The 23,102-nt window shown below is 68.8% G+C and carries 18 protein-coding genes; 11 read left to right on the top strand and 7 right to left on the bottom strand.

Annotated elements, in window-relative coordinates; all coding sequences use genetic code 11:
* Positions 1–15 precede the first annotated feature (15 nt).
* On the bottom strand, positions 16–333 hold the full coding sequence (locus tag ACIODU_RS26690; protein WP_401770371.1) for a hypothetical protein: 318 nt from the start codon (positions 331–333) through the stop codon (positions 16–18).
* Between the two features lie 313 nt (positions 334–646).
* Between ACIODU_RS26690 and ACIODU_RS26685 the strand changes: the two genes are divergently transcribed.
* On the top strand, positions 647–1,198 hold the full coding sequence (locus ACIODU_RS26685; RefSeq protein ID WP_401770368.1) for an isochorismatase family protein: 552 nt from the start codon (positions 647–649) through the stop codon (positions 1,196–1,198).
* Positions 1,199–1,301: 103 nt separating this feature from the next.
* Here ACIODU_RS26685 and ACIODU_RS26680 read toward each other — a convergent pair whose 3' ends face one another.
* Complete coding sequence (locus ACIODU_RS26680) at positions 1,302–1,529, bottom strand: hypothetical protein (protein ID WP_356430888.1); 228 nt, start codon at positions 1,527–1,529, stop codon at positions 1,302–1,304.
* Between the two features lie 254 nt (positions 1,530–1,783).
* Between ACIODU_RS26680 and ACIODU_RS26675 the strand changes: the two genes are divergently transcribed.
* The 7 genes from ACIODU_RS26675 to ACIODU_RS26645 all read left to right on the top strand — a co-directional run bounded on the left by ACIODU_RS26675 (position 1,784) and on the right by ACIODU_RS26645 (position 12,731).
* On the top strand, positions 1,784–4,210 hold the full coding sequence (locus ACIODU_RS26675; protein WP_401770365.1) for an ABC transporter substrate-binding protein: 2,427 nt from the start codon (positions 1,784–1,786) through the stop codon (positions 4,208–4,210).
* Positions 4,211–4,546: 336 nt separating this feature from the next.
* The gene (gene typA / locus ACIODU_RS26670) at positions 4,547–6,421 is read left to right on the top strand and encodes a translational GTPase TypA (RefSeq protein ID WP_356430892.1); all 1,875 of its coding nucleotides are present in this window, start codon (positions 4,547–4,549) and stop codon (positions 6,419–6,421) included.
* Between the two features lie 448 nt (positions 6,422–6,869).
* The gene (locus tag ACIODU_RS26665) at positions 6,870–8,507 is read left to right on the top strand and encodes an ABC transporter substrate-binding protein (RefSeq protein WP_356430894.1); all 1,638 of its coding nucleotides are present in this window, start codon (positions 6,870–6,872) and stop codon (positions 8,505–8,507) included.
* Positions 8,508–8,641: 134 nt separating this feature from the next.
* Complete coding sequence (locus tag ACIODU_RS26660; RefSeq protein ID WP_401770361.1) at positions 8,642–9,571, top strand: ABC transporter permease; 930 nt, start codon at positions 8,642–8,644, stop codon at positions 9,569–9,571.
* A complete protein-coding gene (locus ACIODU_RS26655; RefSeq protein ID WP_356430898.1) occupies positions 9,564–10,520 on the top strand; it encodes an ABC transporter permease in 957 nt (318 codons plus the stop codon). The genes ACIODU_RS26660 and ACIODU_RS26655 overlap by 8 nt, the downstream gene beginning before the upstream one ends.
* An 11-nt stretch (positions 10,521–10,531) precedes the next feature.
* The gene (locus ACIODU_RS26650; RefSeq protein ID WP_401770358.1) at positions 10,532–11,590 is read left to right on the top strand and encodes an ABC transporter ATP-binding protein; all 1,059 of its coding nucleotides are present in this window, start codon (positions 10,532–10,534) and stop codon (positions 11,588–11,590) included.
* Entirely contained in the window at positions 11,583–12,731 is a 1,149-nt protein-coding gene (locus ACIODU_RS26645) for a dipeptide ABC transporter ATP-binding protein (protein ID WP_356430902.1), read from the top strand. Before ACIODU_RS26650 ends, ACIODU_RS26645 begins: the two co-directional genes overlap by 8 nt.
* A gap of 167 nt (positions 12,732–12,898) precedes the next feature.
* On the opposite strand, the gene ACIODU_RS26640 is transcribed toward ACIODU_RS26645, so the two are convergent.
* From ACIODU_RS26640 to ACIODU_RS26620, 5 genes are all read right to left on the bottom strand, one after another.
* On the bottom strand, positions 12,899–13,966 hold the full coding sequence (locus tag ACIODU_RS26640; RefSeq protein ID WP_356430903.1) for a dipeptide ABC transporter ATP-binding protein: 1,068 nt from the start codon (positions 13,964–13,966) through the stop codon (positions 12,899–12,901).
* 25 nt (positions 13,967–13,991) lie between these two features.
* A complete protein-coding gene (locus tag ACIODU_RS26635; protein WP_356430905.1) occupies positions 13,992–15,062 on the bottom strand; it encodes an ABC transporter ATP-binding protein in 1,071 nt (356 codons plus the stop codon).
* A gap of 11 nt (positions 15,063–15,073) precedes the next feature.
* Positions 15,074–16,054 carry an ABC transporter permease gene (locus ACIODU_RS26630; protein ID WP_161312454.1) on the bottom strand — a complete coding sequence of 327 codons (981 nt, stop codon included), beginning with the start codon at positions 16,052–16,054 and terminating at the stop codon, positions 15,074–15,076.
* A gap of 87 nt (positions 16,055–16,141) precedes the next feature.
* The gene (locus ACIODU_RS26625; RefSeq protein ID WP_401770354.1) at positions 16,142–17,926 is read right to left on the bottom strand and encodes an ABC transporter substrate-binding protein; all 1,785 of its coding nucleotides are present in this window, start codon (positions 17,924–17,926) and stop codon (positions 16,142–16,144) included.
* A 77-nt stretch (positions 17,927–18,003) separates the two neighbouring features.
* The gene (locus tag ACIODU_RS26620) at positions 18,004–19,032 is read right to left on the bottom strand and encodes an ABC transporter permease (protein WP_356430909.1); all 1,029 of its coding nucleotides are present in this window, start codon (positions 19,030–19,032) and stop codon (positions 18,004–18,006) included.
* A 362-nt stretch (positions 19,033–19,394) separates the two neighbouring features.
* Between ACIODU_RS26620 and ACIODU_RS26615 the strand changes: the two genes are divergently transcribed.
* From ACIODU_RS26615 to ACIODU_RS26605, 3 genes are all read left to right on the top strand, one after another.
* Positions 19,395–21,047 carry an ABC transporter substrate-binding protein gene (locus ACIODU_RS26615; RefSeq protein WP_401770351.1) on the top strand — a complete coding sequence of 551 codons (1,653 nt, stop codon included), beginning with the start codon at positions 19,395–19,397 and terminating at the stop codon, positions 21,045–21,047.
* Positions 21,048–21,180: 133 nt separating this feature from the next.
* Positions 21,181–22,104, top strand: coding sequence for an ABC transporter permease (locus ACIODU_RS26610; protein ID WP_356430913.1), 924 nt, complete (start codon positions 21,181–21,183; stop codon positions 22,102–22,104).
* Positions 22,097–23,098 carry an ABC transporter permease gene (locus ACIODU_RS26605; protein ID WP_356430914.1) on the top strand — a complete coding sequence of 334 codons (1,002 nt, stop codon included), beginning with the start codon at positions 22,097–22,099 and terminating at the stop codon, positions 23,096–23,098. Before ACIODU_RS26610 ends, ACIODU_RS26605 begins: the two co-directional genes overlap by 8 nt.
* Positions 23,099–23,102: the final 4 nt, after the last annotated feature.

Below are 23,102 nucleotides of genomic sequence, written 5' to 3'. Positions count from 1 at the left end.
AGGACGCCGTGGCGGTCAGGAGCCGCCCGGGGTGTCCTGCCGGTCCTGCCGCTCCGTACCCCTGCCGCCCCGCCGCTCCTCCGCCGCCCGACCGGCCCTGTGCTCGGCGGCCCGCGCCGCCCGGTGCCTGCGCTTGGCGAAGACGTACGCCGCGACCGCCACGACCAGCACCAGCACCCCGAGGGGCAGCACCAGATTCCCCGCCCATCCCGACTCCGCGGGGCTCTGCCCGGAACCCGCCGCGCGGGCGGCCCCCGCACCGGGCACGAGCAGCCACCACGCCGTGATCAGCGGCGCCGTCGCGACCCGGGTCCGGCGCACCAGCGGAGACATAGTCAGGAGGCTATGTCCGGTACGCGGGCCCCGCGACCGGGCCGCGATCCGCCGGGGCGTACGGCATCAGCACGACGCCGTGACGCACCCCCAGCCGTCCCGGTACGCCGACCGGTCGCCCTCGGTGGCCGCGAAGTCGACCTCACCGCCACGCCGAAGCGCGCGCGGTCGCGGGGGGTAGGGGACGAATAAAGATGCACAGGGAAACTTGTCAGGCTGCCTGCGTATATCTTACGGTGGCGGCACGGCGGACGAGCCCCGCACCGCGCCGGGGCGGCCCCCGCACCGCGCCGGGACAGCAAGGAGCATCCTCATGACCGTCACCACGCTCGACCCGACCACGGCCCTGGTCGTCGTCGACCTCCAGAACGGCGTCGTCGGGCTGCCGACCGTCCAGCCCGCCGCCGAGATCGTCGCGCGCTCGGCGGAACTCGCCGACGCCTTCCGGGCCAAGGGCCTGCCCGTGGTGCTCGTCCGCGTCACCAGCGGGGCGCCCGGCCGCACCGAGGGGCCGGCGCGCGGGCTCCCGCCGCGGGCCGACTGGGCCGACCTGGTGCCGGAACTGCGGCAGGCGGACGGCGACATCGTCGTCACGAAGCACACCTGGGGCGCCTTCCACGGCACCGACCTCGACCTCCAGCTGCGCCGCCGGGGCGTCACGCAGGTCGTGGTGACCGGCATCGTCACCACCAAGGGCGTCGAGTCCACCGCCCGCGCCGCCCACGAGCACGGCTACCACGTCACGGTGGTCACCGACGCCGTGACGGACACGGACGGGGACGCCCACCGGAACTCCGTGGAGAAGATCTTCCCGGCGCTCGGCGAGACCGGCACCACCGAGGACGTGCTGAAGCTGCTCGGCTGAGCCGCCGCCGCGTCTCGATGCGCCGGTACGCCACGCACGCGGGGCCCGTGTCCACCAGGACGCGGGCCCTTTCCGTACCCCGGCCCGATCGGAAAGACGCCTCCTAGGTCCGGCGGCTGTGGACGCCCAGTCCCTCGTCGTCCGAGTCGGTCCACAGGGCGTGGTTGTACGGAGTGTCGGGGATCGGGATCAGTTCGTGGACCAGGGCCGGCGCGAGGGGGCGTGCCTCGGCGGCGCGGGTCTCGCCGAGGCGCCGTTCCAGCTGTCCGACCGTCCGCACCAGGTCGTCCAGGGACCGTTTGACCGCGGTCAATTCTTCGTGCAGGGACATGAGTTGCCCTCACTTCCACGTCTCGGGTGGCAGGCGGGGTAGCGGGGTCGTGGCCCCGACTGTCTACAGTATGCAATTTCGAGTGTCGCCCGTCACACACCGTTTTCGCAAGGGTGCCGCTGGGCCGCACGGGTGGCGTTTCGGATGCTGGACGCCGTGTCGCCGTCATGGCCGCGCCTCCATCCCTTTCAGTGGGTGGGCAAATAGGTGTGATCATCTCTAAATTCCACAAACCGGACGAAGAGGTAGAAGCCATGTCCCACGTCGGCGCCCCACGCGGGAGGACATGCTCCCGAACCCTCCGCGGCGTTTCGCTCCTCACCACGGGCGTACTCGCCCTGACCGTCCTGTCCGCGTGCACCGCGGAGAAGCCCGCCGGGCAGGCCCAGGCCGCCCCCGTGGACATCGAGGCCACCGGCCGGGACGCGATCGCGCAGGGCGGCACGGTGCGGTGGGCGGTCGACGCCATGCCCACGACGCTCAACGCCTTCCAGGCCGACTCCGACGCCGCCACCAGCCGGATCGCCGGAGCCGTCCTGCCCGCGCTCTTCACGCTCGACCGCACCGGCCGCCCGCAGCGCAACGGCGACTACCTGGAGTCGGCGAAGATCGTGGACCGGGAGCCCAAGCAGGTCGTGCTCTACAAGCTCAACCAGCAGGCGGTCTGGAGCGACGGCACCGAGATCGGGGCGCCGGACTTCGTCGCCCAGTGGCACGCGCTGCGCGGCAAGGACACCGCGTACTGGACGGCCCGCAACGCGGGGTACGAGCGGATCGAGAAGATCGAGCGCGGCAAGGACGACCTGGACGTACGGGTCACCTTCGACCGGCCGTACGCGGACTGGAAGTCCCTCTTCACCCCCCTCTACCCGAAGGAGGTCATGGGTTCCCCGACCTCCTTCAACGACGGGGCCAGGTCCTCGCTGAGGACGAGCGCGGGCCCGTTCAACCTCAAGTCGGTGGACCGCAAGGCCAAGAAGGCCACGCTCGTCCGCAACCCGCGCTGGTGGGGGAAGCGCGCCAAGCTCGACTCGATCGTCCTGAGCGCGGTGCCTCGCGGCCGGCGCGCCGTCGCGCTGGCGGCCGGCACGCTCGACATCGCGGACATCGACAGGAGCGCGGCGGAACGCATCACCGCGGCCGCCCGTGGCAAGGGCGGTACGGGGGGCCAGCCGCTGGCCCACGGCCCGGAGGCGGGGAGCGGTCCTGAGGCCGGGAGCGCCCCGGCCGCCTCGCTCCGGGCCCGCGCGATGGCGCACGGCTCTCCCGAGGAGAAGGCCGAGGCGGCGCGTTCGGCGCGCGAGCGGACGGCGGCGGTGGCGGAGACGTTCGCCCGTGAACAGCGGAACCTGCGCGGGTACGTCGTACGGAAGTCGCTGGAGCCCGCCTACACGCAGCTCGCGCTGAACGGGGAGTCGGGACCGCTGGCCGACGAGCGGGTACGGCGGGCCGTGGCCCGCGCGATCGACCGGAAGCAGCTGGCCGACTCCGTGCTCAAGCCGCTCGGACTGCCGTCGAAGCCGCTCGGCAGCCACCTCGCGGTGGCGGGACAGCCGGGGTACGCGGACAGCAGTGACGCGCTCGGCACCCAGGACACCCACGAGGCGCAGGCGTTGCTGGCCGACGCGGGCTGGACGCCGGGCGGGGCCCGCAAGACGGACGAGGGCACCAAGGCGGGCAGCGAGGGCGACGGCGAGAAGTCCCCGGCCCCGGAGGCCACCGGGAAGGACGCCGGGAAGAAGGCGGACCCGGAGAAGAAGGCCGAGAAGAGCGCCCCGGCCGACAGGACGGAAGAGAAGACAGAGACGGAGAAGACCGAGAAGAAGACGGAGCGGACGGAGCAGACGGAAAAGGCCGACAAGCCCGACAAGGCCGACCCGGCCGAGAACGCGGACACGAGCGGGAACGGCGGCGACAGGACCGGCTCCTCCTCCGACGAGGGCTCCTCCTCCGACGAGGGCTCCGCCGGCGACGACAAGCCCGCCCACGACACCAAGCCGGGCGGTGTCGCCGGCGCGTACGCCCCGCGCGGCACCCAGGCGCCCGCCCCCCACGCCGGCCCGCTCGGCAAGGACGGCAAGGCCCTCACCCTCCGCTTCGTCCTGCCGTCCGGGGAGGGCTCGGAGTCCCTGCGGGCCGTCGGCCGCCGCATCGCGGCCATGCTCGACCGCGTCGGCATCGGCACGGAGACGATCAAGGTCGCCGACAACAGCTACTTCAAGGACCACATCGCCGCCGGCGACTACGACCTGGCCCTCTACTCCTGGCCCGCCACCGCCTACCCGGCGACCGACGGCCGCCCGATCTTCGCCAAGCCGGTCCCGGCCAGTGACGGCTCCCTCGTGGTGGAGCAGAACTACACCCGCGTCGGTACGGACCACATCGACCAGCTCTTCGACCAGGCCGCGTCCGAGCTGGACGAGGACGAGGCCCGCGACCTCATGAAGAAGGCCGACGCCCGGATCTGGGCCGCCGCCGGATCCATTCCCCTGTATCAGCGTCCGCAGCTCGTCGCCACCAAGCCCGCCCTGGCCAACGCGGGAGCCTTCGGCTTCAGTGCTCCGCGCTACCAGGACATCGGGTTCAAGAAGGGCGGGAACTCGGGGCCGACCGCTGTGCCGACCGCGCTGCCGACCTCCGTGCCGACCGCTGCCGAGAAGTCGGTCAAGCCCGAGAACTAGCAGGTCAGCATCTGCTTCCCGGCGCGGGAAGCTCTGTTCCCGATCAATTCACTTGCCCGCCGGTCCCCCCGGCGGGCAAGCTCGTTCCCGGCCCTCCGACCCGAGCGGCTCCGCACCCCGTCACCCCCGCGCGCACCCCGTCGGCACCCCTCCGTACCGCCCTCGCGGGACCCCCGCGCCGCCCCGTGCGCCGGGCCCCCGCGGCCCCGCTCCGCCCGGCCGGGGCAGCCCTTGTCGCCCCGGCCCCGTACCATGGGACGAGCCGTGGCCTGTCCGCCCGGCGGGCGTACGAGCACACAACGCCGCATCCCACGATCGAGAGAAGCGCCAGCCAGCATGCCCACGCGCCACGACATCCGTAACGTCGCCATCGTCGCCCACGTCGACCATGGCAAGACCACTCTGGTCGACGCCATGCTGAAGCAGGCCGGCGCGTTCGCCGCGCACGCCGCCGAGCACCTCGATGACCGGATGATGGACTCGAACGACCTGGAGCGTGAGAAGGGCATCACGATCCTGGCCAAGAACACCGCCGTGAAGTACCACCCCAAGACCGGCGGGGACCCCATCACGATCAACATCATCGACACCCCGGGCCACGCCGACTTCGGCGGCGAGGTCGAGCGCGGTCTCTCGATGGTGGACGCGGTCGTCCTGCTCGTCGACGCCTCCGAGGGCCCGCTCCCGCAGACCCGTTTCGTCCTGCGCAAGGCCCTCCAGGCGCAGATGCCCGTCATCCTCTGCATCAACAAGACGGACCGCCCCGACTCCCGGATCGACGAGGTCGTCGACGAGACGTACGACCTGTTCCTGGACCTGGACGCGACCGAGGAGCAGATCGAGTTCCCGATCGTCTACGCGTGCGCCCGTGACGGCGTCGCCTCGCTGACCAAGCCGGCGGACGGCACCGTCCCGGCGGACAGCGACAACCTGGAGCCGTTCTTCAACACGATCCTGTCGCACGTCCCCGCCCCCGAGTACGACGAGGCCGCCCCGCTCCAGGCGCACGTCACCAACCTGGACGCGGACAACTTCCTCGGCCGTATCGCACTCTGCCGCGTCGAGCAGGGCGAGCTGAAGAAGGGCCAGACCGTCGCGTGGATCAAGCGCGACGGCACGATGTCCAACGTCCGGATCACCGAGCTGCTGATGACGGAGGCGCTGACCCGCAAGCCCGTCGAGCTGGCGCGCCCCGGCGACATCTGCGCCATCGCCGGCATCCCGGACATCATGATCGGCGAGACCCTGGCCGACCCGGAGAACCCGATCGCGCTGCCGCTGATCACGGTGGACGAGCCGGCGATCTCCATGACCATCGGTACGAACACCTCGCCGCTCGTCGGCAAGGGCGGCAAGGGCCACAAGGTCACCGCCCGCCAGGTCAAGGACCGCCTGGACCGCGAGCTGATCGGTAACGTCTCGCTGCGCGTCCTGGACACCGAGCGCCCCGACGCCTGGGAGGTGCAGGGCCGCGGTGAGCTGGCGCTGGCCATCCTGGTCGAGACGATGCGCCGGGAGGGCTTCGAGCTGACCGTCGGGAAGCCCGAGGTCGTCACGAAGCAGGTCGACGGCAAGACGTACGAGCCGATCGAGCGCATGACGATCGACTCGCCCGAGGAGCACCTGGGCCCCATCACGCAGCTGATGGCGACCCGCAAGGGCCGCATGGAGACGATGACGAACCACGGGTCGGGGTGGATCCGCATGGAGTGGATCGTCCCGTCGCGCGGTCTCATCGGGTTCCGTACGGAGTTCCTGACCCAGACGCGCGGCACGGGTATCGCCCACTCGATCTTCGAGGGCCACGAGCCGTGGTTCGGCGACCTGCGCACCCGTAACAACGGCTCGCTCGTCGCGGACCGCGCGGGTTCGGTCACCCCCTTCGCGATGATCAACCTCCAGGAGCGCGGTGTCATCTTCACCGAGGCCGGCACGGAGGTCTACGAGGGCATGATCATCGGTGAGAACTCGCGCTCCGACGACATGGACGTGAACATCACCAAGGAGAAGAAGCTCACCAACATGCGCGCGGCCTCCGCCGACAACACGGAGAACGTGGTCCCGCCCCGCAAGCTCTCGCTGGAGCAGTCGCTGGAGTTCTGCCGCGACGACGAGTGCATCGAGGTGACCCCGGAGACGGTCCGTATCCGCAAGGTCGTCCTGGACCAGAAGCAGCGCGGGCGCACGGCGTCCCGCGCCAAGAACGGCTGAGGTGACACCCCGTCCGGTCCCGGACCTTCTCCGGGCCGTGACCAGGGGCTGACATCCTGTCAGGCAACGGCTCGGCCCCCCGCCGGAACGCGGGGGGCCGAGCCGTTCGTCAACGGGTTTTCCTCGCCAGGTGTCCGGATATCGGCCACCGCTCACCGGAACATGTGTTAACGGTCCGTTTCGGGGGTGTCTGTCTATGATCATTTTGTCCGGATTTCGGGCGGACGTCCCAGGCTGATGTTGTCAAAACGAGACCCTTTAGCTGTGGTTTACAGCCGGGCCGTACCTAATAGTTGGCTCATTGAGCTCGGGTCAATGGGTCACGCGCAGTGGGGAGCGCCGACTCACGAGCACACTCGGGGCATTTGATCAGCTCGCTGTCAGGGGTGTCAGCGCGCGTAGACAGTGCCCTTCTTGTTGTGACTAGTGGACTCATGAGGAGGAACCCATGCGTGGTGCCAAGAGCGCCAAGTGGGTCGCGGGAGCGATAATCGTCGCCCTGGCCGCAACTGCCTGTGGCGGCAGTGACAGTGGCAGCGACGACAACGGTGACAAGGCGAGCACAGGCTCGTTCGATCCGAACGGCAAGTTCTCCGTCGAGGTGGGTGAGCCGCAGAACCCGCTGCAGCCCGCCAACACCATGGAGTCCAACGGCAGCATCGTGGTCGGGGCGCTCTTCCAGCAGCTCGTCGACTACGACGCCGCGGGCAAGATCGTCATGGTGAACGCCGAATCGGTGGACACCACGGACAACAAGACCTACACGGTCAAGCTGAAGAAGGACTGGAAGTTCCACGACGGGACCCCGGTCACCGCCGAGTCCTACGTCAAGGCGTGGAACTGGGCCGCGAACATCAAGAACAACCAGACGAACTCGTTCTGGTTCTCGGACATCGCCGGCTTCGCGGACGTCCACCCCGAGAAGGGTGACCCGAAGAAGACCGAGATGTCCGGCCTGAAGGTGGTCGACCCCACCACCTTCACGATCGAGCTCAGCACGCCGATCCCGTACTTCATCTACAAGCTGGGCTACGAGGTCTTCTCGCCGCTCCCCGAGTCCTTCTACGCCGACCCGGCCGCCGCCGGTGAGAAGCCGGTCGGCAACGGTCCCTACAAGTTCGTCAGCTGGGACCACAAGAAGAGCATCGAGGTCACGGCCTTCGCGGACTACACCGGTCCGGACAAGGCCAAGAACGGTGGTGTGACGTTCAAGAACTACACCAACCTGGAAACGGCCTACGAGGACCTCAAGTCCGGCAACGTCGACGTCCTGCGGCAGATCGCGCCGAAGGACCTCCCCGTCTACCGTGACGACCTCGGCGACCGCGCCGTGGACAAGGCGTACTCCGCCGTCCAGTCGATCGTCCCGGCCTTCTACACCAAGCAGTGGAAGGACATCGACCCCCGCGTCCTCCAGGGCCTGTCGAGGGCGATCGACCGCGACACGATCACCAAGACGGTCCTCCAGGGCACCCGTGAGCCCGCCACCGGCTTCGTCGCCAAGGGCGTGCTCGGGTACCAGGACAACGTCGGCGGCGACGTCTTCACGTACGACCCGGCCGCGGCCAAGGCGCTCATCAAGGCCGGCGGCGGTGTGCCCGGCAACAAGATCTCCATCCAGTTCAACGCCGACGGCGGCCACAAGGAATGGGTCGAGGCCGTCTGCGGCAGCATCACCCAGGCCACGGGCGTCGCCTGCACCGGCGACTCCAAGGCCGACTTCCAGGCCGACCTCGACGCGCGTGACGCCCACGAGGTCAAGTCCATGTACCGCGGTGGCTGGGTGCTCGACTACCCGGTGAACGCCAACTTCATCCGTGACCTGTACGGCACCAAGTCGGACGGCAACACGAGCGGCTTCTCCTCGGCGAAGATCGACGGCCTGATCAAGGGCGCGGACGCGGCTCCCTCGCTGGACGAGTCCGTCAAGCTCTACCAGGACGCCGAGAAGGAGATGGTCAACGAGATGCCGGCCATCCCGCTCTGGTACTACAAGGTCAACGCCGGTTACTCGGACAAGGTGTCCGGTGTCGACTACGCGCAGGACGGGGACCCGATCCTCACCAGCGTCCAGGTCAAGAAGTAGCAAACATCGCGCATCGCGCGTCCGGTCCTGACTCGCTTCAGTGACACCGGGTGCGGGTGGCGGCCGGGGGGCCCTTCTTCCGAGTTCCGGGAGGGGGGCCCGTCGGCTGCCCCAGCGACTGACATGGAGGAATAATGGGGCGCTATGTCGCACGACGACTGCTCCAGATGATCCCGGTCTTCATCGGGACGACCCTGCTCATATTTCTGATGGTGTATGCCCTGCCCGGTGACCCCGTGCGCGCCCTCTTCGGGGACAAGGGAGCCGATCCGGCGACCGTGGCGCGCATCAGGCACGACCTGGGCCTGGACCAGCCGATCCTGGTGCAGTACTGGCATTACCTCACCGGCCTGCTGCAAGGTGACTTCGGCACCCAGATAGCCAGCCAGAGACCGGTGACCGACGTCCTCGGCGACGCCTTCCCGGTCACCATCCGCCTCGCGGTGCTCGCGTTTGTCATCGAGCTGGTCTTCGGTATCGGACTGGGCATCATCGCGGGCATGCGCGCAGGGCGCCTGGCCGACTCGGCCGTGCTGGTCTTCACGCTGCTGATGATCTCGGTGCCGGTGTTCGTGCTCGGCTTCATCTTCAAGACGGTCTTCGCGTTCCAGCTCGGCTGGACCGACCCCAACGTCTCCGGAGAGGCGAACTGGGGTGAACTGGTCATGCCGGCCGTCGTGTTGGCGGGGCTCTCCCTCGCGTACGTGGCCCGGCTGACCCGTACGTCGATCGCCGAGAACCTCCGTGCCGACTACATGCGGACCGCGGTGGCCAAGGGCCTGCCCCGGCGCCGGGTGATCGGCGTGCACCTGATGCGCAACTCGATGATCCCCGTCGTCACCTTCCTGGGCACGGACATCGGCGCCCTGATGGGCGGCGCGATCATCACCGAGGGCCTGTTCAACATCCACGGTGTGGGCGGCACGATCTTCGAGTCCATCAAGCGCCGTGAGGGCACCACCCTGGTGGGCCTGGTGACGGTGCTCGTCCTCGTCTATCTCGCGACCAGCCTGATCGTCGACCTGCTCTACGCGGTCCTGGACCCGAGGATCCGTTATGCCTGATCTGACCAAGACCGCGGTCGACAGCACCGCACCCGAGACCACGGCCGCCGTCGCGGCCGCCGGGGTGGCGGGCCCCGCGATCGAGAAGCCGCGCTCCCTGTGGGGCGACGCCTGGCAGGACCTGCGCCGCAACCCGTACTTCGTGGTCTCGTCCGTCCTGATCCTCCTGCTGCTGGTCGTCACGGCCTTCCCCGGCCTGTTCACCAGCGCGGACCCCGGCGTGGGCGACCTCAAGAACCACTTCCTCCAGAAGCCTGAACTGGGACACCTCTTCTCCCCGGAGTGGCTCGGATACGACGGGCAGGGCCGCAGCGTCTACGCCCGCCTCATCTACGGGGCCCGCGCCTCCGTGATCGTCGGCATCTCGGTGACCCTCCTGGTCACCGTGCTGGGCGGCGTCGTCGGCATGATCGCCGGGTACTTCGGCGGCATCGTCGACTCCGTCCTGTCCCGGCTCACCGACATCTTCTTCGGCGTCCCGTTCCTGCTGGGCGCGATGGTCGTGATGAACTCCTTCACGGAGCGCAAGGTGTGGGTCGTCGTCCTGGCCCTGGCCTTCCTCGGCTGGACCCAGATCGCGCGGGTGATGCGCGGTTCCGTCATCACCATCAAGCAGGCCGACTACGTGCAGGCCGCCAAGGCGCTGGGCGCGGGCACCACCCGCATCCTGTTCAAGCACATCCTGCCGAACGCCCTCGCCCCGGTGATCGTCGTCGCCACCATCTCGCTCGGCGGCTACATCTCGGCCGAGGCCACGCTGTCCTACCTGGGGCTCGGGCTCTCCTCGCCGACCGTCTCGTGGGGCATCGACATCTCGGACGGCGCCAACCAGATCCGGGTGGCTCAGCACATCCTCATCTACCCGTCGATCATGCTCAGCATCACCGTGCTGGCGTTCATCATGCTCGGCGATGCGGTGCGCAACGCCCTCGATCCGAAGCTGCGCTGAGGGAGGCGTACATGACCATCATCGACAAGACCTCGGCGGCCTCCGCCGCACAGGACGGCACCGCCCCCGGCGGCCCGCTGCTCGAAGTCCGTGACCTGCACGTCGAGTTCGCCACCCGTGGCGGAGTCGTCAGGGCCGTCAACGGCGTCAACTACAGCGTCGGCGCCGGCGAGACGCTCGCCGTCCTCGGCGAGTCGGGCTCCGGCAAGTCCGTGACCGCCCAGGCGATCATGGGCATCCTCGACATGCCGCCGGGCCGCATACCCAAGGGCGAGATCCTCTTCCGCGGCCAGGACATGCTCACCATGTCCCACGAGGAGCGGCGGCAGCTGCGCGGCCGGAAGATCGCGATGATCTTCCAGGACGCGCTGTCCTCCCTCAACCCCGTGCTGACCGTGGGCTACCAGCTCGGCGAGATGTACCGGGTGCACCTGGGCCTCTCCAAGAAGGAGGCCAGGGCCAGGGCCGTCGCGCTGATGGACCGGGTGCACATCCCCGCCGCGAAGGACCGGGTGGACGACTACCCGCACCAGTTCTCCGGCGGCATGCGCCAGCGCATCATGATCGCGATGGCGCTCGCCCTGGAGCCCGACCTGATCATCGCGGACGAGCCGACCACCGCGCTCGACGTCACCGTCCAGGCCCAGGTGATGGACCTGCTCGCGGAGCTCCAGCGCGAGTTCAACATGGGCCTGATCCTGATCACCCACGACCTCGGCGTGGTCGCCGACGTCGCGGACAAGATCGCGGTGATGTACGCCGGCCGGATCGTCGAGACCGCACCGGTCCACGAGATCTACAAGCGGCCTGCCCACCCGTACACCCGGGGACTGCTGGACTCGATCCCGCGCCTGGACCAGAAGGGCCAGGAGCTCTACGCGATCAAGGGCCTGCCGCCCAACCTGCTGCACGTCCCGTCCGGTTGTGCCTTCAACCCCCGCTGCCCGCGTGCGCAGGACATCTGCCGCACCGAACTGCCGCCGCTGCACGCGGTGACCGAGCAGGACGGAACCGAACTGCCCGGGCGGGGCAGCGCGTGCCACTTCTGGAAGGAGACGATCCATGGCTGACCTCGGCCGGCAGGGCGAGCCGGTGGACGCCACGCCCAACGTGACCGACGTCGAGATAGTCGACGCGGCCACGGACAGCGCGGCCGTCGCCGCGATCGAGGCGCCGGTGGAGCGCGGGGAGCCGATCCTCCAGGTGCGCAACCTGGTCAAGCACTTCCCGCTGACCCAGGGCATCCTCTTCAAGAAGAAGGTCGGCGCCGTGAAGGCGGTCGACGGCATCTCCTTCGACCTCTACCAGGGCGAGACCCTCGGCATCGTGGGCGAGTCCGGCTGTGGCAAGTCCACCGTCGCCAAGCTCCTGATGACGCTGGAGAAGGCCACGGCCGGCGAGGTGTTCTTCAAGGGCCAGGACATCACCCGGCTCTCGGGCCGGGCGCTGAAGGCGGTGCGCCGGAACATCCAGATGGTGTTCCAGGACCCGTACACCTCGCTCAACCCGCGCATGACCGTCGGCGACATCATCGGGGAGCCCTTCGAGATCCACCCCGAGGCGGCGCCGAAGGGGGACCGGCGGCAGAAGGTCCAGGACCTGCTGGACGTCGTGGGGCTGAACCCGGAGTACATCAACCGGTATCCGCACCAGTTCTCCGGCGGCCAGCGCCAGCGCATCGGCATCGCCCGCGGCCTCGCGCTCAACCCCGAGATCATCATCTGCGACGAGCCGGTCTCGGCGCTGGACGTGTCCGTGCAGGCGCAGGTCATCAACCTGATGGAACGGCTCCAGGACGAGTTCAACCTGTCGTACATCTTCATCGCGCACGACCTGTCGATCGTCCGGCACATCTCCGACCGGGTGGGGGTCATGTACCTCGGCAAGATGGCCGAGATCGGTACGGACACCCAGATCTACGACCACCCGACGCACCCGTACACCCAGGCGCTGCTGTCGGCGGTCCCGGTGCCCGACCCGACCGCGCGCGAGGGCCGGGAGCGGATCATCCTCACCGGGGACGTGCCGTCGCCGGCGAACCCGCCGTCCGGCTGCCGGTTCCGTACCCGCTGCTGGAAGGCGGAGGACCGCTGCGCGACCGAGGTGCCGCTGCTGGCGGTTCCCGAGCGCTTCGTCGCGGCGGGCGGCGAGGTCGCGCACGAGTCCGCGTGCCACTTCGCCGAGGAGAAGGACGTCGTCCACGCGGCGTAGTCCCCACCCCTCGCCCAGGGACTGGGGGACACACGACGGGAAAAGGCCCGCGCACCGCCCGGGAAGGGCGGGGCGCGGGCCTCTCTTTTTCCCCGGGAACCGGTCTCATGGGGCTCGGGTCAATGGGCCGGGACCGGTTCTGGCGGCGCGGTTCGAAAAAGGGGTGTTCAGAACCGTGCCGGGGGGTCTGGGGGGAGAGGGGTGCCGGCGGCAACGCCCCGAGCCGCCGGCACCGTCTGTGGGTCCTCCGGGTAGTGGCACGCGGTCAGGTGGCCGGAGCGGCTGCCTTCCACGCGTACCAGCGGAGGAGTCTCGGTCGCGCACCGCTCGGTGGCCTTCCAGCAGCGGGTGCGGAAGCGGCAGCCGGACGGCGGGTGGACCGGTGAGGGCACGTCCCCGGTGAGCAGGATCCGCTCACGGCGCGGCACGTTCTCGGCGGTCGCCTCGGGCACGGCGGAGAGCAGCGCCCGGGTGTACGGGTGGCGGGGGTTGCCGTACAGGTCGTCGCGGTCGGCGACCTCCACGATCCGGCCCAGGTACATGACCGCGACCCGCTGCGAGAAGTGCCGCACGATCGCCAGGTCGTGCGCGATGAAGAGGAAGGCGATGCCGAGGTCGCGCTGGAGCTGCTGGAGCAGGTTGACCACCTGCGCCTGGATGGAGACGTCCAGCGCGGAGACCGGCTCGTCGGCCACGATCAGCTTGGGCTCCAGAGCCAGGGCCCTGGCGACGCCGATCCGCTGGCGCTGGCCGCCCGAGAACTCGTGCGGGAAGCGGTTGTAGTGCTCGGGGTTGAGCCCGACCGTCTCCAGCAGCTCCCGCACCCGGCGCTCCCGGCCGCCGCGCGGATTGACGTCGTTGATCTCCATCGGGCCGGAGATGATCTTGCCGACGGTCTGGCGGGGGTTCAGCGAGGCGTACGGGTCCTGGAAGATCATCTGGATCTCGGAGCGCAGCGGGGCCATCTCCCGGCGCGAGGCGTGGGTGATGTCCCGGCCCCGGTAGGTGATCCGGCCGGCGGTCGGCTCCAGCAGCCGGGTGATCAGCCGGCCGGTGGTCGACTTGCCGCACCCCGACTCGCCGACCAGGCCGAGGCTCTCGCCCCCGGCGACGGTGAAGTCGAGCCCGTCGACCGCCTGGACGGCGCCGACCGTCCGCCGGACCGGGAAACCGCCCTTGATCGGGAAGTGCTTGGTGAGCCCGGCGACGTCCAGGAGGGGTTCGGTGCTGTTCATGGTGTGAAATCCCTTCTGTCGTACGTCAGTGGAGCCGGGAACCGGCGAAGTCGGCGGAGAACTCGACCCGTTGGGCGGGGGTCAGATGGCAGGCGGCCCCGCGCCCGTCCACCAGGTCGAGCGGCGGCTGCTCGGTCGCGCACCGCCCGCCGCCGACCTGTTCGGCGAAGGCGCACCGGGGGTGGAAGCGGCAGCCGGACGGCGGGTTGAGCAGGCTCGGCGGGGTGCCGGGGATCGGCGAGAGCGGCACGTCCACCGGTCCGTCGAGGCTCGGCATGGAGCCCAGCAGCCCCCAGGTGTACGGGTGTTGGGGAGCGTTCAGGACGTCCTTCTTCGTGCCGCGCTCCACACAGCGCCCCGCGTACATCACCAGCACCTCGTCCGCGATGTCGGCGATGACGCCGAGGTCGTGGGTGATGAAGACGATCGCCGTGCCGGTCTCCTGCTGGAGATCCTTGAGCAGGTCCATGATCTGGGCCTGTACGGTCACGTCGAGCGCGGTCGTCGGCTCGTCCGCGATCAGCAGCTCGGGGTCGCAGACCAGCGCCATGGCGATCATCGCGCGCTGCCGCATGCCGCCGGAGAACTGGTGCGGGTAGTCGTCCACCCGTACGTCCGGCTGCGGGATGCCGACCCGCCGCAGCATCTCGACGGCCCGCGCGCGGGCCTCCTTCTTGGAGGCGCCGGTGTGCTTGCGGTACGTCTCCGAGATCTGTTTGCCGATCGTGTGGTACGGCGACAGGGAGGCCAGCGCGTCCTGGAAGATCATGGACATCTTGTTGCCGCGCAGCCGCTCCAGCTCCCCCTCCGACGCCGTGAGCAGGTCCTTGCCCTCCAGGAGGATCTCGCCCTCCATCGTGGTGTGCCGCCGGTCGTGCAGTCCGAGGATCGACAGGTTGGTGACGGACTTGCCGGAGCCGGACTCGCCGACGATGCCGAGGGTCCTGCCCTTCTCCACCTCGAAGGAGAGGCCGTCGACGGCCTTGACGGTGCCGTCCTCGGTGGAGAAGTGGACCCGCAGGTCCCGTACGGCGAGGAAGGGACCGGAGGGGGTGGGGGCGGAGGGGCCGGGGCCGGAGAGGGAGGGGGTGGTCATGGGGATCTCTCCTAGGCGAGGCGCACGCGCGGGTCGATGAGCGCGTACACCGCGTCGACGATGATGTTGAAGACGACGATGGCGGTGGCGGCGACCAGGACGACGCCGAGCAGGAGGGGCAGGTCGTTGTCCTGGACGGCCTTGATGGAGAGGGCGCCGATGCCGTGCAGGCTGAAGGTCTGCTCGGTGATGATCGCGCCGCCGAGCAGATAGCCGAGGTCGAGGCCGAAGATCGTGACGATCGGCCCCATGGCCCCCCGCCAGGCGAACCGGAAGAAGACGGTCCGGCGGGAGAGGCCCTTGGCGCGCGCCGTGCGCACGTAGTCCTCGCTGAGCGACTCGACCAGCTGGGAGCGGGCCATGCGGGTGTAGTTGGCCGTGAAGATCAGCGCCAGCACGAACCAGGGCAGCAGCAGCCCCTGGAACCAGCCCCAGGGGTCCTCGGTGAGGGGGACGTACTGGGGGCGGCTGAGGAGGTGCCACTGGTCGGTCAGGTAGTACACCGCCAGGACGCCCACGATGTAGATCTGGAGCGAGGAGCCGATCAGCGAGGCCGAGGAGGCCACCTTGTCCAGCGCCTTGCCCTGCTTCACCGCGGCGAGCATGCCCGTACCGACTCCGACGATCACGAAGACCACGGCGCTGCCGATGGAGAGCGAGAGCGTCGTCGGGAAGCGGTCGAGGATCGTGCCGAGGACCGGCTCCCGGTTGTGGAAGGAGTACCCGAGGCAGGGCGCGGGGCAGTGCCCGAACGACGGGTAGTCGCGGCCGACGAAGACGGCTTGCAGCCAGTGCCAGTACTGCACGGGCAGCGGATCGGCGATCCCCAGGTTGCGGCGCACCAGAGCCAGGGTCTCGGGCGTGCAGACCTTGCCGCAGGCGACGCGTGCGGGGTCGCGCGGTGCGACGTAGAAGAGGACGAAGGTGATCGCGCTGATGATCAGCAGGATCACGAGTGCGCCGAATGTCCGGCGGACGAGGAAGCGGAACATGGCGATGGGTTTCCCTGGCAGGCGCCGATGGCGGTGGGTGGGGCCGGCCGGCGGGGCACCGCGGGTGCGGCGCCCCACCGGATCGCGTCAGGCCTTCGCGTACAGCTTGTAGAGGACGGACGCGGAGAACAGCGGGTCGAAGAGGGAGCCGCCGACCTTCGAGCCGTACAGGTAGAAGCGGCGCTGGTAGGTCTCCGGGATGAGCGGCGCCTGCTCCGTCATGATCTTCTTGTCGAGCGCGGCCCAGGCGGCCCCGGCCTTCACCGGGTCCGGGATCACGACGTCCTTGTCGATCTCCTTGTTGATCGCCGGGACGTTGAGCTGGGAGATGTTGTTCGCGCCGTTGCCGATGGTCCTGCCGTCCAGGAGGGGCTGGATCAGCGTGTAGCCGGTCGGCCAGTCCGGGGCCCAGCCGAACCACATGACGTCGAACTGGTTGTCGATCTGCTGGATCTGGTCGTAGTAGCTGGTCGAGTCCAGCGGCTTGATGACCGGGGTGAAGCCGGCCTTCTTGAGCGCGTTCTCGATGACGACCTTCGTCTTGTCGTACGTGTCGCTCTGCGGGAACGCGTAGACGATCTTCTGACCGGTCTTGCCGGCCTCCTTGAGGAGCGCCTTGGCCTTCTCCGGGTCGCCCTGCGGCTTGGTGAGCTTGCCGTAGGCGTCGTACTTCACCCGGCCGAGGATGTCGGGGCTCAGGATCGTGGTCGCGTAGTCACCGGCGGAGGGGCCGCCGTAGATCGTACGGATCTGCTCCAGCGGCCACGCGTGGATCAGCGCCTGGCGGACCTTCAGGTCGGGGATCCGCTTCATGTTGATCGCGTAGTAGTACAGCCCGGTCAGCAGGCCGTCGATGGAGCGCTTCTTGAGCGTCGCGTCGGTGAGGACCTGCTGGATGCGCTCGGCGGGCACGTTGCCGTACGCCTGGAGCGCGTACTGGTCGTCGCCGGAGTCGGCGATGAGCCGGTCGGTCTGGGCCAGTCCCTGCGGGCCGAACTCGAAGGCGAAGCTGTCCGGGTAGGCGTTGCGGATCGAGTCCGTCGCCGGGTCCCAGTGGGGGTTGCGCACCAGGGTCATCGACTTGTCGACGGCGTGCTGCTTGATCTTGTACGGGCCCGCCGACACCGGGTCCTTGTCGTACTTCTCCTTGGTGTCCAGCTTGACCGGCACCGCGCCGTACGAGTGCATCGCCAGCGTGAAGTTGAGGTCCGGGCGGGCCAGCTTCAGGTGGAAGGTGATGGTCTTCTTCGCGGCGTCCGTGACCACGGAGTCCAGGTGCCTGCCGCTGTACGGGCCCTTGTAGACGGACCGGAAGTCGGTGCTGCCGGTCAGCGCGTTCTGGACGTACGTGGCGCCCTCGGTGGTGAAGCTCGCGAAGCCGCGCTCGATGCCGTGGCGCACGTCGTCGACGGTCAGCTCGCTGCCGTCCTCCCACTTGAGCCCGTCCTTCAGCGTGAAGGTCCAGGTCTTGCCCGCGTCGGACATGGTGCCCGCGTCGGTGGCGAGGTCGCCCACCAGCTTCATCGTGCCGTCGGGCGCGATCTTGTAGCCGGTGAGGCACCGGATGTACAGGTTGCCGACCTGGGAGTTCCAGGAGAAGTAGATCCGCTGCGGGTCCAGGTGGGAGAAGTCGTCCATCCCGATCGGCCGCAGGGTGCCGCCCTTGGTGGCGCCGGCTATCTCCGGCGCGGGGCCCGTCGAGTCCGCCGCCGTGCCGACGGTGACCGACTTGCCCGTGTACGTGTTCGTGCCGGCCTTGGCGCCCCCGGTGCCGCCACCTCCGGAGTTTCCGCTGCTGCACGCGGCGAGTGCCATCGAGCCGCCGACGGCGACCGACGTGGCGATCATGAAGTTCCTGCGGGAGAGGGACATTGCTTCCTGCCCTGGTCGAAGAGAGAAACGATGAGTCCGACGGGCGCCGTCGCCCGGACCGGAGGGGAGTCCTTGGTTCAGCGCCTGGTCCTGGGGTCGAGCGCGTCGCGCACCGAGTCGCCGAGAAGGTTGAACGCGATGACGAAGACGACCATCGCCACGCCCGGGAAGAGCATGAAGGTGATGTCGTTCTGGTAGATGTTCGAGCCGCGCTGGATCATCACGCCCCAGTCGGGGGTGGGCGAGGTCAGGCCCACGCCGAGGAAGGCGAGGCCCGCCTCGGTGGTGACGTACAGGGGGAGCGCGAGGGTCGCCTGGATGAGGATCGGCGTCCACAGGTTGGGCAGCAGCTCCTTGAAGATGATCCGCGCGGGTGAGGCGCCGGTCACCTTCGCCGCCTCCACGAACTCCCGCTCCCGCAGGGCCAGCACCTCGCCGCGCAGCAGCCGGGCCATGGGCGCCCAGCCGAACGCGGTCATCACCGCGATCAGGCTGAACACCGTCAGCCAGACCGGGGTGTTCTCCTCGGGCGAGACGAGGATCGAGATCAGCACGGGCCACAGGGCGATGAAGAACAGCGTCGACGGGAAGGCCAGCAGGATGTCGATGATCCGGCCGATGAAGAAGTCGGTCTTCCCGCCGAGGTACCCGGCGGTGATGCCGACCACCACGCCCAGGCCGGTGACCAGGAGGGTGGTCGCGGTGGCGATGAGCAGCGAGTTGCGGATGCCGTACAGCAGGAACGTGAAGACGTCCCGGCCGAGACCGGGCTCCAGGCCGAACCAGAACTGGCCGCTGATGCCGCCGTTGGGCTTGATCGGGAAGCCGAACTCGTTGAGCAGCCCCGGACGGTCCTGGCCGTAGGTGTCGTACGGGTTCTTCCCGTACACCTTGGCGATCAGCGGCGCGCAGACGGCCACCACGAAGAACAGGACCACGACGACGGCCGAGACGAGACCGGTGCGGTCCCGCTTGAAGCGCCGCCAGGCCAGCTGCCCGGGGGAACGCCCGGCCCCGCCCTTGGGGGCGGGCGCGCCGGCGGCCGGGGCGCCGCCGGCGGCCACCGTCTCGAAGGGGGCGGTGGCCGGGGGAGTGGAAAACGTCATGATGCTCCAGGCCCGGAGGGGACAGAGGTATCCGCGGTCGACCCACGGGCTATGCGGACCTTTTCAACGCAATTCATGCAGAGTCAATGAAATCCGGACGAGCTTGACGCCCTCTTTTGGGCCATGACCGGCGCATGACCTCGACCAGATACATGCTTGGTACACGCATGGGGGAACCGAAGAGACGTTCGGTGACATATCGGGACGGTTGGGTCGATGAGTCCGATATGCGGGCACCGGAGCGCCGGAATGCGTACATCCGGATGGAGTCACGCCCATTCGGGTGGGTTAAGTGTGCGTCTTGTCTCTTATGCCCTGATATTTGGGCGTACGCGAGACACGTACTCCGAGGAGGCAGTTCCATGCGTGGAGCCACGCACGCCAAGTGGGCCGCATGCACGGTGGCCGTCGCTCTTGCCGCGACGGCCTGTGGCAGCGGCGGCAGTGGGAGCGGCAGCGGCAGCAGCAGTAGTGGCAGCAGCGGATCCAGCGGGGTCGTGAGCGCTTCCTGGGGCGACCCGCAGAACCCCCTCGAACCCGCCAACACCAACGAGGTGCAGGGCGGCAAGGTCCTCGACCTGATCTTCCGGGGACTCAAGCGCTACAACCCGAAGACCGCCAAGGCGGAGAACGCGCTCGCGCAGTCGATCACCACCAAGGACGCGCAGAACTTCAACGTCACCGTCAAGAACGGCTGGACGTTCAGCAACGGCGAGAAGGTCACCGCGAAGTCCTTCGTGAACGCCTGGAACTACGGCGCGGCCCTGAAGAACAACCAGAAGAACGCGTCGTTCTTCCAGTACATCGACGGGTACGACAAGGTCCACCCGGAGACGGGCAAGGCCACCGCCACCACGATGTCCGGCCTCAAGGTCACCGGCGGCCAGACGTTCACGATCCGCCTCTCGCAGAAGTTCTCCACCTTCCCCGACACCCTCGGGTACGCCGCCTTCTCGCCGCTTCCGCAGACGTTCTTCACGCACCACTCGGCCTGGCTCTCCAAGCCGGTCGGCAACGGCCCGTACCAGGTCCAGAAGTACGACCGGGGCTCCCAGATGTCCCTGCGCACCTGGAAGAAGTACCCCGGCCCGGACAAGGCCAGGAACGGGGGCGTGGACCTCAAGGTCTACACCGACAACAACACCGCCTACACCGACCTCGTCGCGGGCAACCTCGACCTCGTCGACGACGTCCCGGCGAACCAGCTGCGGAACGTGAAGTCCGACCTCGACGGCCGGTACATCAACACCCCGGCCGGCATCATCCAGACCCTCGCCTTCCCGTTCTACGACAAGGCATGGAGCGGCCCGAACGGCGTCAAGCTCCGCACCGGCATCTCCATGGCGATCAACCGCCCGCAGATCACCGAGACCATCTTCCAGAAGACCCGTACCCCGGCCACCGACTGGACCTCCCCGGTCCTCGGCAAGGCCGGCGGCTACCAGGCCGGGCTCTGCGGCTCGAAGTGCACGTTCAACGCGTCGGCCGCCAAGAAGATGATCTCGGACGCCGGCGGCTTCCCCGGCGGCAAGCTCACCATCACGTACAACGCGGACACCGGCTCCCACAAGGTGTGGGTCGACGCCGTCTGCAACAACATCAACAACGTGGTGGGCAACGACAAGGCCTGCGTGGGCCGGCCCGTCGGCACCTTCGCGGACTTCCGCAACCAGATCGGCCAGCACAAGATGAAGGGCCCGTTCCGGGCCGGCTGGCAGATGGACTACCCGCTGATCCAGGACTTCCTCCAGCCGCTGTACTTCACCGGCGCCTCCTCCAACGACGGCCAGTTCAGCAACCCCCAGTTCGACAAGCTGGTCAACCAGGCCAACGCCGAGACCGACGAGGCGAAGGCCGTCAAGACCTTCCAGCAGGCCGAGGGGGTCGTACGGGACCAGATGGCCGCCGTCCCGCTCTGGTACCAGAACGGCAGCGCCGGCTTCTCGGACAAGATCTCGAACGTCGCGCTGAACCCGTTCAGCGTCCCCGTCTACAACGAGATCAAGGTCGGCTGAGCCACCGCGGCGCACGGCCCGGCGCGCGTCCCGTGCCGGGCCGCACACCGTTCGCCGAAGGCCCGCCCCTCCCCGAGCGGGAGGGCCCGCCCCTCCCCGAGCGCCCCGCATCCCACGACCCCCGGAGCCGTCCATGGGACGTTATGTGATCCGGCGTCTGCTGCAGATGATCCCCGTCTTCATCGGCACCACGCTGCTGATCTTCCTGATGGTCAACATTCAGGGAGACCCCATCGCGGGCCTGTGCGGTGACAAGCAGTGCGACCCGGCGACCATCACCCAGCTGCGCAAGGACTTCGGCCTCGACAAGCCCCTCTGGCAGCAATACCTCACCTACATGGGCCACGTGTTCTCCGGGAACTTCGGCACCGCCTTCAACGGCGAGAAGGTCATCGACCTGATGGGCTCGGCCTTCCCCGTCACCATCCGCCTCACCCTGGTCGCCATCGTCTTCGAACTCGTCATCGGGATCATCTTCGGCGTGATCACGGGACTGCGCCGGGGCAGCTTCACCGACACCGGCGTCCTGCTGCTGACCCTGGTCGTCATCGCCGTCCCGACCTTCGTCACCGGCCTGCTGGCCCAACTGCTGCTCGGCGTGAAGTGGAACATCATCGAGCCGTCCGTCTCCTCCTCGGCGCCGCTCGACGAACTCATCGTCCCCGGGCTGGTGCTCGCCTCCGTCTCGCTCGCGTACGTCACCCGCCTCACCCGGACCTCGATCGCCGAGAACGCCCGCTCCGACTACGTCCGTACCGCCACCGCCAAGGGCCTGCCGCGCCACCGGGTCGTCATCCGGCACCTGCTGCGCAACTCCCTGATCCCGGTGATCACCTTCATCGGTACGGACATCGGGGCGCTCATGGGCGGCGCGATCGTCACCGAGCGCATCTTCAACATCCACGGCGTCGGATTCCAGCTCTACCAGGGCATCCTGCGCCAGAACACCCAGACCGTCGTCGGCTTCGTGACCGTGCTGGTCATCGTCTTCCTGCTGGCGAATCTCCTGGTCGACCTCCTCTACGCCGTTCTCGACCCGAGGATCCGGTATGCCTGAGCCGCAGCTTCCCGCCGAGGACGGAGTCCCGGAGGACGGTGGCGCCATCGCGGCGACCGGAGCCGGGGGCGCGATGGACCTCGCCACCAGCGAGGGCGCCACCCTGGAGAACGAGCCCGAGGGCCCCGACGGAGGCGGCTCCGAGGGGCGGGCCCGCAGCCTGTGGTCCGACGCGTGGCGCGACCTGCGGCGCAACCCCGTCTTCGTCATCTCCGGGCTGATCATCCTGTTCCTGGTGGTCATCGCGATCTGGCCGTACTCGATCGCCACCCAGAACCCCCTCACCTGCAACCTCATCGACTCCGAGCAGGGGGCCCGCTCGGGCCACCCCTTCGGCTTCGACGCCCAGGGCTGCGACGTCTACACCCGTACCGTGTACGGGGCCAGGGCCTCGGTCACCGTCGGCGTCTGCGCCAGCGCGGGCGTCGCGCTCGTCGGCTCGATCCTCGGCGGACTCGCCGGGTTCTACGGCGGCGGCTGGGACGCGGTCCTCTCCCGCATCACCGACATCTTCTTCGGCATCCCCGTCGTCCTCGGCGGTCTGGTGCTGCTGTCCGTGGTCTCCAACTCCACCGTCTGGCCCGTGGTCGGATTCATGATCGTGCTCGGCTGGCCGCAGATCTCCCGCATCGCCCGCGGCTCGGTCATCACCGTCAAACAGCACGACTACGTCCAGGCGGCGCGCGCGCTCGGCGCCTCCAACACCCGGATGCTGATCCGGCACATCATGCCCAACGCCATCGCCCCGGTCATCGTCGTCGCGACCATCGCGCTCGGCACGTTCATCTCGCTGGAGGCGACCCTCTCGTACCTCGGTGTCGGCCTCAAACCGCCCACCGTCTCCTGGGGGATCGACATCTCGGACGCCTCGCCGAACATCCGCAACGCCCCGCACGCGCTGCTCTGGCCGGCCGGGGCGCTGGCGCTCACCGTGCTCGCCTTCATCATGCTCGGCGACGCCGTACGCGACGCCCTCGATCCCAAGCTGCGCTGAGGAG

It is taken from the genome of Streptomyces sp. NPDC088261 (genome assembly GCF_044740805.1).
Taxonomy (GTDB): Bacteria; Actinomycetota; Actinomycetes; order Streptomycetales; family Streptomycetaceae; genus Streptomyces.
The sequence above is the reverse complement of the archived record's forward strand: the minus strand, read 5'-3'. Positions and strand labels throughout refer to the sequence as shown.

Coding starts and splice junctions, on each gene's coding strand:
- ACIODU_RS26645 (WP_356430902.1), top strand. CDS start 11,583: ATGGCTGACCTCGGCCGGCAGGGCGAGCCGGTGGACGCCACGCCCAAC.
- ACIODU_RS26650 (WP_401770358.1), top strand. CDS start 10,532: ATGACCATCATCGACAAGACCTCGGCGGCCTCCGCCGCACAGGACGGC.
- typA (WP_356430892.1), top strand. CDS start 4,547: ATGCCCACGCGCCACGACATCCGTAACGTCGCCATCGTCGCCCACGTC.
- ACIODU_RS26660 (WP_401770361.1), top strand. CDS start 8,642: ATGGGGCGCTATGTCGCACGACGACTGCTCCAGATGATCCCGGTCTTC.
- ACIODU_RS26620 (WP_356430909.1), bottom strand. CDS start 19,032: ATGACGTTTTCCACTCCCCCGGCCACCGCCCCCTTCGAGACGGTGGCC.
- ACIODU_RS26675 (WP_401770365.1), top strand. CDS start 1,784: ATGTCCCACGTCGGCGCCCCACGCGGGAGGACATGCTCCCGAACCCTC.
- ACIODU_RS26625 (WP_401770354.1), bottom strand. CDS start 17,926: ATGTCCCTCTCCCGCAGGAACTTCATGATCGCCACGTCGGTCGCCGTC.
- ACIODU_RS26665 (WP_356430894.1), top strand. CDS start 6,870: ATGCGTGGTGCCAAGAGCGCCAAGTGGGTCGCGGGAGCGATAATCGTC.
- ACIODU_RS26680 (WP_356430888.1), bottom strand. CDS start 1,529: ATGTCCCTGCACGAAGAATTGACCGCGGTCAAACGGTCCCTGGACGAC.
- ACIODU_RS26655 (WP_356430898.1), top strand. CDS start 9,564: ATGCCTGATCTGACCAAGACCGCGGTCGACAGCACCGCACCCGAGACC.
- ACIODU_RS26635 (WP_356430905.1), bottom strand. CDS start 15,062: ATGACCACCCCCTCCCTCTCCGGCCCCGGCCCCTCCGCCCCCACCCCC.
- ACIODU_RS26640 (WP_356430903.1), bottom strand. CDS start 13,966: ATGAACAGCACCGAACCCCTCCTGGACGTCGCCGGGCTCACCAAGCAC.
- ACIODU_RS26685 (WP_401770368.1), top strand. CDS start 647: ATGACCGTCACCACGCTCGACCCGACCACGGCCCTGGTCGTCGTCGAC.
- ACIODU_RS26690 (WP_401770371.1), bottom strand. CDS start 333: ATGTCTCCGCTGGTGCGCCGGACCCGGGTCGCGACGGCGCCGCTGATC.
- ACIODU_RS26605 (WP_356430914.1), top strand. CDS start 22,097: ATGCCTGAGCCGCAGCTTCCCGCCGAGGACGGAGTCCCGGAGGACGGT.
- ACIODU_RS26615 (WP_401770351.1), top strand. CDS start 19,395: ATGCGTGGAGCCACGCACGCCAAGTGGGCCGCATGCACGGTGGCCGTC.
- ACIODU_RS26610 (WP_356430913.1), top strand. CDS start 21,181: ATGGGACGTTATGTGATCCGGCGTCTGCTGCAGATGATCCCCGTCTTC.
- ACIODU_RS26630 (WP_161312454.1), bottom strand. CDS start 16,054: ATGTTCCGCTTCCTCGTCCGCCGGACATTCGGCGCACTCGTGATCCTG.